This window comes from Geobacter hydrogenophilus (assembly GCF_018501225.1).
GTDB lineage: Bacteria > Desulfobacterota > Desulfuromonadia > Geobacterales > Geobacteraceae > Geobacter > Geobacter hydrogenophilus.
On record NZ_JAHCZI010000009.1, the window covers coordinates 100,212 to 114,031 of the forward strand.

12 protein-coding genes are annotated in these 13,820 nt (G+C 60.1%); 8 read left to right on the forward strand and 4 right to left on the reverse strand.

The window, feature by feature from the left end:
- Positions 1-2: 2 nt before the first annotated feature.
- From rapZ to metK, 5 genes are all read left to right on the forward strand, one after another.
- Complete coding sequence (rapZ, locus tag KI811_RS13815) at positions 3-860, forward strand: RNase adapter RapZ (RefSeq protein ID WP_214187063.1); 858 nt, start codon at positions 3-5, stop codon at positions 858-860.
- Positions 861-864: 4 nt separating this feature from the next.
- A complete protein-coding gene (locus KI811_RS13820) occupies positions 865-1,257 on the forward strand; it encodes a PTS sugar transporter subunit IIA (RefSeq protein WP_214187064.1) in 393 nt (130 codons plus the stop codon).
- Between the two features lie 21 nt (positions 1,258-1,278).
- Positions 1,279-1,545 (forward strand): HPr family phosphocarrier protein, encoded by a 267-nt coding sequence (locus KI811_RS13825; protein ID WP_004512078.1) that lies wholly within the window; start codon positions 1,279-1,281, stop codon positions 1,543-1,545.
- Positions 1,526-3,292, forward strand: coding sequence for a phosphoenolpyruvate--protein phosphotransferase (ptsP, locus tag KI811_RS13830; protein WP_214187065.1), 1,767 nt, complete (start codon positions 1,526-1,528; stop codon positions 3,290-3,292). The genes KI811_RS13825 and ptsP overlap by 20 nt, the downstream gene beginning before the upstream one ends.
- A 108-nt stretch (positions 3,293-3,400) precedes the next feature.
- Positions 3,401-4,570: a methionine adenosyltransferase gene (gene metK, locus KI811_RS13835; RefSeq protein WP_214187066.1), complete on the forward strand. Its 1,170-nt coding sequence runs from the start codon at positions 3,401-3,403 to the stop codon at positions 4,568-4,570.
- 111 nt (positions 4,571-4,681) lie between these two features.
- Here metK and KI811_RS13840 read toward each other — a convergent pair whose 3' ends face one another.
- Both KI811_RS13840 and KI811_RS13845 read right to left on the reverse strand, forming a co-directional pair.
- Positions 4,682-5,401, reverse strand: a complete 720-nt coding sequence (locus tag KI811_RS13840; protein WP_214187067.1) for a response regulator transcription factor — start codon at positions 5,399-5,401, stop codon at positions 4,682-4,684.
- Positions 5,398-6,354: a sensor histidine kinase gene (locus KI811_RS13845; protein ID WP_214187068.1), complete on the reverse strand. Its 957-nt coding sequence runs from the start codon at positions 6,352-6,354 to the stop codon at positions 5,398-5,400. Before KI811_RS13845 ends, KI811_RS13840 begins: the two co-directional genes overlap by 4 nt.
- A 127-nt stretch (positions 6,355-6,481) precedes the next feature.
- Here KI811_RS13845 and KI811_RS13850 point away from each other — a divergent pair, with 127 nt between their 5' ends.
- Positions 6,482-7,570 carry an NAD(P)H-dependent flavin oxidoreductase gene (locus KI811_RS13850; RefSeq protein WP_214187069.1) on the forward strand — a complete coding sequence of 363 codons (1,089 nt, stop codon included), beginning with the start codon at positions 6,482-6,484 and terminating at the stop codon, positions 7,568-7,570.
- Between the two features lie 161 nt (positions 7,571-7,731).
- Complete coding sequence (gene ahcY, locus KI811_RS13855; RefSeq protein ID WP_214187070.1) at positions 7,732-9,162, forward strand: adenosylhomocysteinase; 1,431 nt, start codon at positions 7,732-7,734, stop codon at positions 9,160-9,162.
- Between the two features lie 111 nt (positions 9,163-9,273).
- Here the strand turns inward: ahcY and KI811_RS13860 are convergent, their stop codons facing one another.
- Complete coding sequence (locus tag KI811_RS13860; protein WP_214187071.1) at positions 9,274-11,058, reverse strand: M3 family oligoendopeptidase; 1,785 nt, start codon at positions 11,056-11,058, stop codon at positions 9,274-9,276.
- A 131-nt stretch (positions 11,059-11,189) separates the two neighbouring features.
- On the opposite strand from KI811_RS13860, the gene KI811_RS13865 reads away from it, so the two are divergent.
- The gene (locus KI811_RS13865) at positions 11,190-11,480 is read left to right on the forward strand and encodes a Smr/MutS family protein (RefSeq protein WP_214187072.1); all 291 of its coding nucleotides are present in this window, start codon (positions 11,190-11,192) and stop codon (positions 11,478-11,480) included.
- An 85-nt stretch (positions 11,481-11,565) separates the two neighbouring features.
- Here the strand turns inward: KI811_RS13865 and KI811_RS13870 are convergent, their stop codons facing one another.
- Positions 11,566-13,794: a vitamin B12-dependent ribonucleotide reductase gene (locus KI811_RS13870; protein WP_214187073.1), complete on the reverse strand. Its 2,229-nt coding sequence runs from the start codon at positions 13,792-13,794 to the stop codon at positions 11,566-11,568.
- Positions 13,795-13,820: the final 26 nt, after the last annotated feature.

The following is a 13,820-nucleotide window of genomic DNA, read 5'->3' on the forward strand; positions in this document are numbered from 1 at the left end:
CGATGCGCGTTCTGGTAATCTCCGGTCTGTCCGGTTCGGGCAAGTCGACGGCGGTTCGCGTTCTGGAGGATGAGGGCTTTTTCTGCATCGACAATCTTCCGGTTCAGCTCTTTCCGACGATCATCGAACTGGTCAACAAAGCCCAGGAGACGGTGCCGGGGGTGGCCTTGGTCATGGACATCCGGGGGAGGGATTTTCTCAAGGGCTTCGAGAAGATCTTCCAGGAGATCGATGATGCCGGGCATACCATCGAGATCATCTTTTTCGATGCAACCGACGAAGTGCTGATCCGGCGCTTCTCCGAGACCCGCCGGCGCCATCCTGCCCTGGAGAGCGGCTCGGTCCCCGAAGGGATTCGTTATGAACGCGACCAATTGTCAGGGCTCCGACGCCTTGCCACTATCGTCATCGACACGTCGGAGCTGAACGTTCACCAGCTCAAAGAGATGGTACTGGCACGGGTGAAGGGTGAGGCCGGTGCCCGGAGGATGACGATCCATCTTCAGTCGTTCGGCTACAGGTACGGGATTCCCCTGGAGTCCGATCTGGTTATGGATGTCCGTTTTCTACCTAACCCGCACTTTGTGCCGGAGCTTAAACCCCTGTCGGGGCTGGACCCCGGCGTTCGGAGCTTTGTTCTTGAAAAACCCGAAACGGCCCAGTTCCTTGCCCGGTTCGAGGGGCTTCTTGAATACCTTCTTCCTGCCTACCAGCGGGAAGGAAAATCGTATCTTACAATCTCCATTGGCTGCACCGGCGGCAGGCACCGTTCCGTTGCTCTTGTTGAAGAGCTCCGCCGATTTTTCGACCGCGCAGACATTGCGGTGAAGGTGAGCCACAGGGATATGGAAAAGGGATGAAGAGATGATTGGATTGGTGCTCGTAACCCATGCCGGCCTTGCTGAGGAGCTCCTCAGGGGTGCCGAGATGATCGTAGGACCCATTGAGTCCGCCGAAACCGTAGGAATCCGGCCAGGAGACCAGGCCGACGCGATCATGGAGCGCATTGCGGAGGCCGTGAAACGTGTTTCCGTGGACGGTGCGCTTATCATGACGGACATGTTTGGCGGGACGCCTTCAAATATGAGTCTTTCCTTCCTCGAGGCCGACCGCATCGAGGTGTTGACCGGCGTGAATCTGCCGATGGTCATCAAGTTTGCTGCCGAGCGGGACCGGATAGCTGTTGCCGAACTGGCCACGTCCCTCAAGGAGTGCGGCCGCGAGAGTATCGCCGTGGCCGGAGATTATCTGAAATAACCGGGAACTACAGGGATTGAAATGCTCGACCAGGAATTCACCATCATCAACAAACTCGGTCTCCACGCACGGGCCTCGGCCCTTTTTGTCAAGACGGCAAGCCGTTTTCGCTCTGACATAAAGATTGTGCGAGAGGGAATCGAAGTGAACGGCAAGAGCATTATGGGTATCATGATGCTGGCCGCGGCCAAGGGAACGCTTATCAGGGTAAAAATCGAGGGGGAGGACGAGGCGGAAGCGATGGCCGCCCTCGGAGAGCTTATAACCAATGGATTCGGCGAGGAATGAAACGAAGATTTTTCGCGGAATAGAAGCCTCGGCCGGCATCGCCATCGGCACGGCGCGCTTGACCGACCGCAGCCGCGTGGCGGTCACCGAGGTTTCCATCAGCGACGAAGAAGTGGAGCTGGAGTGTGCACGCTTTCTCGCTGCGCTCCAGGATGCCCGGGAAGAACTCCTTGCCGTCAAGGAACATCTGGCGTCAAGCCGCGGTCCGGAACACCTCTATGTTGTCGATAGCCACCTTCTGATCCTTGAAGACGGCATGTTGACCCGTGGTACCCTCGATCTGATTGCCGGCGAGAAGATTAATGCCGAAGCTGCCCTCAAGCGTAACCTCTTAAAGTTCAAAGAATTTTTTTCTGCAATTGAAGATGAGTATCTGCGCGAACGGGCAGGTGATGTAGAAACCGTCGTGGAGCGCATCATGCGCGCCATGGTGGGGAAGCGGCAGGAATCCATCGGCTCCATTGACGGCGGCAAGATCATCATCGTCGCCCACGATCTCTCCCCCACCGACATTCTCCAGATCGACAAGAACACGGTTATCGGCTTTATAACTGATCTGGGTGGGCGAACATCACACACCGCAATCCTGGCCAGGGCACTGGAAATTCCTGCAGTCGTAGGCCTTGAAACGATTACCGGCGAAGACATCGACGGACTGCCGATAATCATCGATGGCACTGACGGGACGGTGGTCGTCAATCCCGACCTGGAAACCTTCCGCGATTACCTGCGGCGCAAACAACGTTACGACTATCTGGAGCAGGAATTTCTTAAACTGCGGGATCTCCCTGCCGAGACCGTGGACGGCCATCGGATTTCACTCATGGGTAACATTGAGTTTGCCGAGGAGATTCCGACGCTTAAGGGTCACGGAGGTGAGGGGATCGGTCTTTACCGGACCGAGATGCTTTACATGAACCGCCAGGGACTTCCCGACGAAGAAGAGCAATATTTGGCCTACTCCGCAATCGTCGAAGCAATGGCTCCCCTGCCGACAACCATTCGCACCCTCGACGTGGGGGGCGATAAACTCGCCACTGACCTCCATCTTGAAGATGAGATGAACCCTGCCTTGGGACTGCGTGCCATTCGTCTGTCCCTCCGTAAACCCGAGGTTTTCAAGACCCAGTTGCGAGCAATTCTGCGCGCCAGCGTGCGGGGAAAAGTCCGGATATTCTTCCCGATGATTTCCGGGGTAGAGGAAGTGCGCGCCGCTAAGGCAATTCTGGAGGAAGCGAAGAATGAACTCCGTGCTGAAGGAGTTCCCTTCGACAACGCCATTGAAGTTGGCATCATGATCGAGATTCCCTCGGCTGTGCTCGTTGCCGACATTCTTGCCCGGGAGGTTGATTTCTTCAGCGTCGGCACCAATGACCTCATCCAGTACTCGTTGGCCATCGACCGGACCAACGAGCATCTGGCGCACCTCTATCAACCGATGCACCCCGCTGTTCTCCGATCTCTCCGGACGGTGGTCGATGCGGCCCATGCCGCCGGTATCCGCGCCTGCATGTGTGGCGAGATGGCGGGCGAGAGTCGCTATCTTCCCATACTTCTCGGTTTGGGGTTCGATGAACTTTCCATGACCGGCGTGTCGATTCCGCGAGTCAAGAAAGTCCTGCGCCGGGCCGTCAAGGCTGACGCCCAGTTGCTCGTTTCCCGGGCCTTCACTTTTTCTACCGCAGCCGACGTGGAGACCTTCCTGAACAGCGAGATTTCCGCGCGGTTTTCCGAGAGTTTCGACTGATTCCTTCCCGTTTTCTTCCTTGACATCCGTTGTCGCCAGCTTATACAATTCACATCTTTGCAAAACACCAAGCAGCCCATATTTACCTGTGAGGAGGAATGATCAGCAATGGAGATGAAGGACTATATTTTTACCTCCGAATCGGTTTCCGAGGGACATCCCGACAAGGTCGCGGATCAGGTGTCGGATGCCATTCTTGATGCAATTCTCGCTCAGGACCCCAGGGCCCGCGTTGCCTGCGAAACCCTGGTAACCACCGGTATGGCGGTTATCGCCGGGGAGATCACCACGAGTGCCGTGGTGGACTATCCGAAGGTTGTCCGCGAGACCATCCGGGAGATCGGCTACAACGATTCGGCCATGGGGTTTGACTGGGAAACCTGCGCGGTGCTCGTCTCCATCGATAAGCAGTCCCCCGACATCTCACAGGGCGTCACCGAAGGGGAGGGGATGTTCAAGGAGCAGGGGGCCGGCGACCAGGGACTCATGTTCGGCTATGCCTGCACCGAAACCCCCGAGCTCATGCCGATGTCCATCACCTATGCTCACAAGCTGACCCAGAAGCTGGCCGAGGTGCGCAAAAACGGGGTGCTGGACTTCCTCCGCCCCGATTCAAAGTCCCAGGTTTCCATTGAATATGTAAACGACAAGCCGGTGCGGGTCGACACGGTTGTCATCTCTTCCCAGCATACGCCGGAAGTTTCTTACGAAGCTATCAAAGAAGGGATCATTGAGGAGGTCGTGAAGAAGATCATCCCGGCAGACCTCATGGACGAGCGGACCAGAATGCTCATCAACCCCACCGGCCGCTTTGTTGTCGGCGGCCCCATGGGTGACTGCGGCCTGACCGGACGCAAAATCATCGTTGACAGCTACGGCGGCCATGGTGCCCATGGCGGCGGCGCCTTCTCCGGCAAGGATCCCTCGAAGGTGGACCGCTCCGCCGCCTACATGGGGCGTTACGTGGCCAAGAACCTGGTAGCCGCCGGCCTGTGCGAGAAGTGCGAGGTTCAGGTAGCCTACGCCATCGGTGTTGCCGAGCCTGTTTCGGTCATGGTCGACACTGCCGGCACGGGCAAGATTTCCTCCAAGCGGATTGCCGAGATTGTCCGCGAGGTATTCGACCTGCGGCCGCGCGCCATCATCGAGCAACTCGACCTTCTGCGTCCCATTTACCGGAAGACCGCCGCCTATGGCCACTTCGGCCGCGAACTCCCCGAGTTTGCCTGGGAGCGGACCGATAAGGTGAATATTATCCGCCAGAAGGCGGGCATCTAGCGAGTAGCAAGGTAGTAGGCAGCGAAGTAGTAAAAAGGCCGGATGACATAGTGTCACCCGGCCTTTTTGCGTTGGGAATAATGCTCCCTCACGTGCTTCGTCGCCAACTCGCTACATCGCTACCTCGCTGCCTTTCCTGCTGAACCGGTATCCCAGCCCCCGAACGGTCTGGAAATAGATCGGCTTCGCCGGATTCGGCTCAAAGTATTTTCTGAGCCGAACGATGAAGTTGTCGAGGGTCCGGGTCTCGGTGTCGGAGGTGTATCCCCAGACATTTTCCAGGATATCCCGGCGGCTGATGGCTTCTCCTTCCCGCTGGAAGAAGAGGGAGAGCATTTTTACCTCCAGTTCTGTCAGGTCGATTTCGCCCTGGGCGGTCCGCGCGTGGTAGGAGAGAAGGAATACCTCGTTGTCGCCGAAGCGGTATGCTTCCTCCACCGGTTCCGGGCGGTACCACGCGGAGCGCCGCAGCATTCCGCCAACCCTCAATAAAAACTCGTTTAGACTGAAAGGTTTGGTGAGGTAATCATCGGCGCCGCTCTTAAGCCCCGTGATCCGGGCGCCTTCGTCGGATCGGGCCGTAAGGATCAGGACCGGCACCCGGCTGTCCATGGTCCGGATCCGCTCGCAGACCGCGAATCCGTCCATACCCGGGAGCATGACATCGAGAATGATGAGGGCGAAGCGGTCGTAGGCGAGGCGCTCCAAGGCCTCTTCGCCGCTCTCCACGTGGCTTACCCGGTATCCTTCCATCTCGAGGTTGAAACATATTCCCCGGGCCAGATGCATTTCGTCTTCCACCAGGAGGATGTGGGGTTTTTCTTCGGTCATGGGGAGCCCCCCTTACGGCGGGGGAGGGGGAGGCTGATGATGAAGCTGGTCCCCTTCCCGATGCCCGCACTCGTGGCGGTAACGGTTCCGCCGTGCTCCTTTACCACTGACTTGACAATCCAGAGACCGAGGCCGGTTCCCCGGATGGCTTCGCCGCTGCTGCGGATGCGGTAGAACTTCCGAAAGACATTTTTGAGGTCGTTCCGGTCTATCCCTTTGCCATTGTCCTGGAAAGAGAGGGTGCAACGGTTCCCGTCCCGTTTCAGCGTTACGCGGATCTCCGGAGCACCGATGCTGTAGAGGATCGCATTCTCGAACAGGTTGCGCAGGACCGTTTCCATCCCCTCCACATCGATGGCCGCCGATATGCCGTTCTCTATATCGAGGAAGACGCTTCCCCCTTCGGGGAGAGCGTGGCGCTGCTGGTCCATGTAGTGGGTCACCAGGGCGGAAAAATCCACCACCGGGTACCGGGAGGCGCGCCGCCGTTGTTCCAGCTTGGCGACCATCAGGATATTGCTGGTGAGATTGTCGAGCCGGTCGATGTCCACGAGCATGGTGTCGAGGAACCGCTCAAGCTTGTCAGGTGGAGGTTTGCGGAGACGGATCGTCTCCAGGTGGAGCTTGATGGAGGCCAAGGGAGACTTGAGCTCGTGGGTTGCCTGGGAGATAAAGTCCTTTTGCTCCAGGTTCAGGTTCGACTGGCGGCGCCAGTATATGAAGATGACGTAGACCCCCACCAGGATGATGACGAGGAGTACGATCCCCTCCACGAGCACCGCCCAGTCGAAGCCGCGGCCCAGGAGTTCGGGGCGGTAGCGTTCGGCCAGTTCCCGGAACTCCTTGTGGCGACCCACGAACCAGGTGATCCAGAAAAAAACCAGGAGCCCCCAGACAACCTGGATGCCGATCAGTGCCATGAGGGGATTGACGAGTCTCTTCAGCCACTTCATGGTGTTTTGTGTAGCACCCCCCTGTCTCGTTTGCAAGGGAGGATTTCGTTTTACAAAAGTATTACACATATACTGTTTACGGTTCTGGTATGGTTGTCGAGACAAACGACACCGGCAGGGGAGGAATTTGATGGGACCGCTGAAGATTGGCAAGCATGAGGTAAGGTATCCGCTCATCCAGGGAGGGATGGGGGTTCGCATCTCAGGATGGAGGCTTGCAGGGCATGTGGCCAAGTGCGGTGGCGTGGGGCTCGTGGCGTCAGCCGGGATTTCCCTCAATAGCGGGCTCTACACCGGGTCCAACTACCTTCAGTCCAATCCCGAAGCCCTTCGGCAGGAGTTGCGCAAGGCCTACGAGGTGGCTCCGGACGGCGTCATCGGCGTGAACATCATGGTGGCCCTCTCCGACTATGAAGATCTCGTTCGGGCCGCCATTGACGGCGGTGCCAAGGTGATAGTCTGCGGCGCTGGGCTTCCCATGACGCTTCCCGAACTGACCGCCCATGCCCCCGACGTGGCCATCGTGCCCATCGTCTCGTCGGTGCGGGCCGCCCAACTCATCGCCAAGAAGTGGGACAAGGGGTACGGTCGCCTCCCCGACGCCGTGGTGGTGGAAGACCCTGACACCGCCGGCGGCCACCTGGGTGAAAAGCTCGAAAACATCGGCAGCGGTGAGTACGACCACTACGGCACCATCCGCGCCATCAAGGAATTCTTCCGCGCCGAGTACGGCAAGGCGGTGCCGGTCATTGCCGCCGGTGGCATATGGGACCGTGCCGACCTCCTTCACGCCATTGCCGAAGGGGCCGACGGGGTCCAGATGGCGAGCCGGTTCGTGCCGACCGTGGAATGCGACGCAGAGGATGCCTACAAGCAGATGTACCTGGACTGCCGTCAGGAAGACATTGGCCTCATCATGAGCCCGGCGGGACTTCCGGGACGGGCCATCCTCAGCAACCAAGAAGGGATCGCTCTCTACGACCAGATCAATTCCAGCGAGTGCAACAACGGCTGCCTCAAAAAGTGCTCCTACAAGGAGACGGGCGAACGGTTCTGTATCGTGAACGCCCTCGACCGGGCCCAGCAGGGGGATGTGGAGTCGGGACTCGTCTTCTGCGGCACCAACGCTTGGAAGGCCGACCGTATCACCACCGTTCAGGAGATATTCGACGAGCTTTTCGCGGAGGAGGCCGGTCAGGCTGAAAAGGCCGCCTGAGACAGTTTTCGTTAGCCTAGGAGAAAGTGGGGGTGCCAGCAGGTGCCCCCTTTTTTTGCGAAAACGGCAATTCGACTTTGACCCTGTTGTGCCACAAATGCTATAAAATCCCTTTACCTGCTGCAATGATACTAAGACAACCAATAACAACGGAGGATACGATGTCGAAAACCAGCACACCGACCGCGACGAGTGCCGCGTTCACTGACTGCCACGTGAGGGACCTCTCCCTTGCCGCCTGGGGGCGCAAGGAGATGATCATTGCTGAAACCGAGATGCCTGGCCTCATGGCCATCCGCGAGGAGTACGCCGCCAGCCAGCCCCTGAAGGGTGCCCGTATTGCCGGTTCGCTCCACATGACCATCCAGACCGCCATGCTTATCGAAACCCTCACGGCCCTCGGCGCCGAGGTGCGCTGGGCATCGTGCAACATCTTTTCCACCCAGGACCACGCCGCTGCCGCCATTGCCGCTGCCGGCATCCCGGTCTTTGCCTACAAGGGGGAATCCCTGGAGGAGTACTGGGAGTTCACCCACCGGATCTTCGAATGGCATGACGGCGGCACCCCCAACATGATCCTGGACGACGGCGGCGACGCAACGCTGCTGCTGCACCTGGGGAGCGACGCGGAGAAGGACCCGTCGGTCATCGCCAATCCCACCTGTGAAGAAGAGCAGTACCTCTTCGCCTCCATCAAAAAGCGCCTGGCCGAGAAGCCGGGGTGGTACTCGAAGGCTGCCGCCGCCATCAAGGGGGTCACGGAAGAGACCACCACCGGCGTGCACCGGCTCTACCAGATGCACGAGAAGGGGCGCCTCAAGTTCCCGGCCATCAACGTCAACGACTCGGTCACCAAGTCCAAGTTCGACAACATCTACGGCTGCCGCGAGTCCCTGGTGGACGGCATCAAGCGGGCCACCGATGTGATGGTGGCCGGCAAAGTGGCCGTCATCTGCGGCTACGGCGAGGTGGGGAAGGGGTGCGCCCAGGCCATGCGCGGGCTCCAGGCCCAGGTATGGGTCACGGAGATCGACCCCATCTGCGCCCTCCAGGCCGCCATGGAAGGGTACAAGGTGGTCACCATGGAGTGGGCCGCCGACAAGGCCGACATCTTCGTCACCACCACTGGCAACATCAACGTCATCACCCACGACCACATGAAGGCCATGAAGCACAACGCCATCGTCTGCAACATCGGCCACTTCGACAACGAGATCGAGGTGGCGGCCTTGAAGCAGTACCAGTGGGAGAACATCAAGCCCCAGGTGGACCACATCATCTTCCCCGACGGCAAGCGGATCATCCTCCTGGCCGAGGGGAGGCTCGTGAACCTGGGGTGCGCCACGGGGCACCCCTCCTACGTCATGTCCTCCTCCTTCGCCAACCAGACCCTGGCCCAGATGGAGCTCTTCTGCAACCCCGGCAAGTACCCGGTCGGTGTTTACATGCTTCCCAAGGAGCTGGACGAGAAGGTTGCCCGGCTGCAGCTCAAGACCCTGGGCGCCATGCTGACGGAGCTCACCGACGAGCAGGCCGCCTACATCGGCGTGCCGAAAGAGGGGCCCTATAAGACTGATCATTACCGGTACTGATCGGTAGAGAAGTCGAAAAAAGGCCGCTGGGAGCGAATCCCGGCGGCCTTTTTTCGTTGAAGCGTTTCGGCGCACAAGCGTCCTCTTCCCGTGCCTCAGAAGGGGCGAATCCTACTTTTCTCCCACCAGCCCCTTCAGCTCCTCGATCAGTTCCGCCAGAAAATCATACCCCTTCTGCCAGAAGTGGGGATCGGCCAGATCGATCCCAGCCGGTCTGACCGTGTCGGCCGGCGACTGTGCGCCGCCGCTCTCCAGGATTCCCACATAGGTCGGAATGAATGCTTCTCCGTCCTCCAGGTATTTCCGGTAGAGGGAGAGGACCAGAAGCTCCGCGAAGGTGTAGGAATAGCAGTAAAAGCGGGCGTGGATGAAATGGGAGATGTAGCTCCATCCCCAGCGGTAGGGCTCGATCATATCCACCGCGTCGCCGTAAAGCTTGCCGTTCTCCTCCCACCAGAGATCGCAGAGCCGTGACGAGGTCAGGAGCCCCTCCTTCCGCTCCTTGTGCATCCGCTCCTCGAAGCGGGTGAGGACGTTCTGGCGGAAGGTGGTGGCGATGATATCCTCGATCTTGGCGCAGAGGAGGGCGATTTTCACCTGCGGGTCGGATTCCCGTTCGAGAAGGAAACGGGTCAGGAGCATCTCGCCAAAGACCGACGCCGTCTCCGCCAGGGGAAGCGGCGCGTGGTAGTTGAGCATGGTCTGCTTCTGGGCCAGGACGAAGTGGAGCCCGTGCCCCAGTTCGTGGGCCAGGGTCGCCACATCCCGCAGGTTTCCGGTGAAGTTGAGGAGCACATAGGGGGAGAGGCTCGGTGTCATCCCCATGCAGAAGGCGCCGCCGCTCTTTCCGGGGCGCGGCAGCACGTCAATCCGCCGCTCGGTGAAAAAGGCGGCGCAAATGTCCCGGAAGCGAGGCTGAAACGCGCCGTAGGCCTCCAGCACCAGGTTCTGCGCTTCCTCGTAAGTGAAGCGGCGGTCTGTCTCGCCAACCGGAGCGTAGACATCGGTGTTCTTCAGCTTGGGGAGCCCCAGAAGCCGCGCCTTGAGGCGGAAATAGTCCCGGGCAAGGCCGTAGTTGGCCTCGGAAACATCCATGAGGCGGTTCACCACCTCCTCGGGGATCTCGTTCCCCAGGTTCGTGGGCTCCATGGGATGGCGGTAGCTGCGGAGCTCCAACTCCTGGCCATGGTCGAGAGCCACGGTGTTGAAGATGGCGCCGAGGGCGATCCCCTCCTCTTCGTGGCGCCTGAGGAAGGTGGAGAAGGCCCGCTCCCTTACCGCCGCGTCCGGGTGGTGGAGGAGCCCCAGGAGTTCCTCGCCGGTGAATTCCTGTTCCTCTCCGTCCAGTTCCATCCGGTAGCGGAAGGATGCCGACAGCTCGTCGAAGAGCCGGGTAAAGGCATCGGCTCCCGTGAGGTTTTTCAGCTTCAGGAGCTGCTCCTCCCGCTCCGTGAGGGTGTGGGGCTTGAATTTGCGCACGCTCTCCAGGTAGTGGCGGTAGCCGGCCAGGCGGCCGTCTGCGATCATCTCCGCAAAGCGCCCGTCAGGGATTGCCATGATCTCCAGATCGAAGAAGAGGAGCTCGCGCCCCATGAGGTTGCCGTACTCGGCGGTCCGCTGGGAGAGCTTCTTGTGTTCGTCATTCTCGGCGTCCGCCGCGAAGAGGAGGTGGGCATAGAGCTGGGGTTTCACGATGAGCTCGGTAAGGGCCTCGTAGCATCGGAGCGCCTCCAAAAGCGCTGCTACATCGAGCGAGGCAACCTTTCCCTGGAAGTCTTCCCGGAATACCTTCGCCTCGGCAGCTCCCCTGGCGAGATCGGCTTCGAGTTCAGAGGCGTTCGGTGCGGTGTACAGGGGATCGGTGTCCCAGAACATGGCGGTGATGTCGGAAGTCATGGCGGTCCTTTCGCGAATAGGTTTGAGCTTACATTGCGCACTACCCCTTTGGATTACCACAGGAGAGCGAGAAATCAATAGCGTTTTGGAAAGAGAGGGGGGATACTTCGGACCCAGAGGATGCTGTGACCATGATCGACGACATTACCATCGAACTCCCCATCGACGGAACCCTCGACCTCCACACCTTCCGGCCGGGCGAGGTGAAGGAACTCATTCCCGACTACCTGGCGGCCTGTCGGGAGCGGGGGATCTATTCCGTGCGGATTATCCACGGTAAGGGGACGGGAACTCTGCGCCGGACCGTGCACGCCATCCTGGAGCGACATGATGCTGTGGTCTCGTTCCGGCTGGCTGGAGAGGACGCCGGCGGGTGGGGGGCGACACTGGTGGAATTGAAACATATCTCTGTCCAACAATAATGCGGCACCGCCGGACGCGTTGCTGACAAAAAAGAAAGGCCCGCATTCGGCGGGCCTTTCGTCGTTCATCATCTGCTGTCGCCGGTCAGGCACACTCGGAATAGCCGCAGACCCGGCAGACGGCGCAGCCGCCTTCGTGCTCCACGATGCCGCCGCACTCGGGGCAGGCGCCCCGCTCGGGGGCTGCGGTTTCGAGCCCCACGTCATAGCCTGCCGCCTGCATGTGGGCCTGGATCGCCTTGGCCACGGCATCGGCGCAGGAGAGGACCTTGTTGTCGCCGAAGCCGGCGGGGAGGTGGCAGGAGATACCGAGAAGCTGCTTGATCACCTGCCGAGCCTGGACGCCGCTGCGCCAGGCCAGGGACACCATGCGGCCAATGGCCTCGCACTGGGAAGAGGCGCAGCCGCCCGCCTTCCCCATGGTGGTGAAGAGCTCGAAGAGCCCGGCCTTGTCCTCGTTGACGGTGACGTAGAGGGGACCGCAGCCGGTCTGCATCTGGTAGGTCCACCCCTTGAGGGCCTTGGGACGGTCCCGCTTCACGGCCCGCTTCTCCTCCGTCTGGACAACCTTCTCCTTTTCCTCCTTGGCGCCCGTGGAGAGGACCTGCTCGTCCCGGGAGCCGTCGCGGTAGATGGTAACCCCTTTGCACTCCAGCTTGTAGGCCAGGCGGTAGACTTTTTCCACCTCTTCGATGGTGGCGGTGTTGGGGAAGTTGACCGTCTTGGAGACTGCGTTGTCGGTGTATTTCTGGAAGGCGGCCTGCATCTCGATGTGGTCTTCCGGAGTAATGTCGTGGGCGGTCACGAAGACTTTGCGGACATCCTCCGGAATCTCCGGCAGGTCGTGGACGGTGCCGTGCTGGGCGATCTTCTGCATCAGTTCTTCGGAGTAGAAGCCCCGCTCCCGGGCAACCTCCTCGAAGATAGGGTTCACCTCGACAAGGATATTCTTGTCCAGGACCTGGCGTACGTAAGAGACCGCGAAGAGCGGCTCCACGCCGCTGGAGGCATTGGCGATGATGGAGATGGTGCCGGTGGGGGCGATGGTGGTCACCGTGGCGTTGCGGATGGAACCCTCGCCCGGCCGGTCAAAGATGGAGCCCGCGAAGTTCGGGAACGCCCCCCGCGCTGCGGCCAGCTCCCGGGAGTAGGCGTGTCCTTCGTCGTTGATGAAGCGCATCACCTTCTCGCCCAGGCTGATGGCCTCCGGGGAGCTATAGGGGATCCCCAGGAGGATCAGCATGTCGGCCCACCCCATGACGCCGAGGCCGATCTTGCGGTTGGCGCGGGTCATGTCGTTTATCTGGGGGAGGGGGTAGTTGTTCACCTCGATGACGTTGTCCAGGAAGTGGACCCCCATATGGATGACTTCCTTGAGGCGCTTCCAGTCCACGTCGCCGTCTTTAACCATCTTCCCGAGGTTGATGGAGCCCAGGTTGCACGACTCGTAGGGGAGGAGCGGCTGTTCGCCGCAGGGGTTGGTGGATTCGATTTCGCCGATCTGGGGAGTAGGGTTGTCCCTGTTGAGGCGGTCCAGGAAGATGATCCCCGGCTCGCCGTTTTTCCAGGCCTGCTTCACGATGCGGCTGAACACCTTGCGGGCGTTGAGAGTCCCGCAGGGTTTGCCGTCGCGGGGGTTGCGCAGGTCGTAGTCGGCATCTTTCTCCACCGCCTCCATGAAGGCCTCGGTGAGCCCTACGGAGATGTTGAAGTTGTTGAGGTGCTTCTGGTCATCCTTGCACATGATGAAATTCATGATGTCCGGATGATCCACGCGGAGGATCCCCATGTTGGCGCCGCGACGGGTTCCCCCCTGCTTGATGGTTTCGGTGGCGGCGTCGAAGACCCGCATGAACGAGATGGGGCCGCTGGAGATGCCTGACGTGGAGCGGACCACATCGTTGGCCGGCCGCAGCCGCGAGAAGGAAAAACCGGTGCCGCCGCCGGACTTGTGGATGAGGGCCGTGTACTTGACCGCGTCGAAGATATCCTCCATGGAGTCGCCCACCGGGAGGACGAAGCACGCGGAGAGCTGGCCCAGCTCGCGCCCTGCATTCATGAGGGTAGGGGAGTTGGGGAGGAACTCGAAGGAGGTCATCAGGTCGTAGAACTTCTGGGCCAGCGCCTTGGTGTCGGCCTTCTTGTCGAAATTACGGTCGGCAACGGCAATGGCCTCGGCCACGCGCCGGAACATGTCGGCGGGGGTTTCGAGGACGTTCCCGTCAGTGTCTCGCTTGAGGTAGCGCTTCTCGAGCACGGTGCGGGCGTTCTTCGAAAGGCCGGGGATATCCACTGTCGTTTTCGTTTCTGCCATAATTTCCTCTCCTTGCGCAGTGTTTG

Excerpts from the sequence above, each read along its gene's own strand:
- rapZ (WP_214187063.1), top strand. The coding sequence starts at position 3 with ATGCGCGTTCTGGTAATCTCCGGTCTGTCCGGTTCGGGCAAGTCGACG.
- KI811_RS13820 (WP_214187064.1), top strand. The coding sequence starts at position 865 with ATGATTGGATTGGTGCTCGTAACCCATGCCGGCCTTGCTGAGGAGCTC.
- KI811_RS13825 (WP_004512078.1), top strand. The coding sequence starts at position 1,279 with ATGCTCGACCAGGAATTCACCATCATCAACAAACTCGGTCTCCACGCA.
- ptsP (WP_214187065.1), top strand. The coding sequence starts at position 1,526 with ATGGATTCGGCGAGGAATGAAACGAAGATTTTTCGCGGAATAGAAGCC.
- metK (WP_214187066.1), top strand. The coding sequence starts at position 3,401 with ATGGAGATGAAGGACTATATTTTTACCTCCGAATCGGTTTCCGAGGGA.
- KI811_RS13840 (WP_214187067.1), bottom strand. The coding sequence starts at position 5,401 with ATGACCGAAGAAAAACCCCACATCCTCCTGGTGGAAGACGAAATGCAT.
- KI811_RS13845 (WP_214187068.1), bottom strand. The coding sequence starts at position 6,354 with ATGAAGTGGCTGAAGAGACTCGTCAATCCCCTCATGGCACTGATCGGC.
- ahcY (WP_214187070.1), top strand. The coding sequence starts at position 7,732 with ATGTCGAAAACCAGCACACCGACCGCGACGAGTGCCGCGTTCACTGAC.
- KI811_RS13860 (WP_214187071.1), bottom strand. The coding sequence starts at position 11,058 with ATGACTTCCGACATCACCGCCATGTTCTGGGACACCGATCCCCTGTAC.
- KI811_RS13865 (WP_214187072.1), top strand. The coding sequence starts at position 11,190 with ATGATCGACGACATTACCATCGAACTCCCCATCGACGGAACCCTCGAC.
- KI811_RS13870 (WP_214187073.1), bottom strand. The coding sequence starts at position 13,794 with ATGGCAGAAACGAAAACGACAGTGGATATCCCCGGCCTTTCGAAGAAC.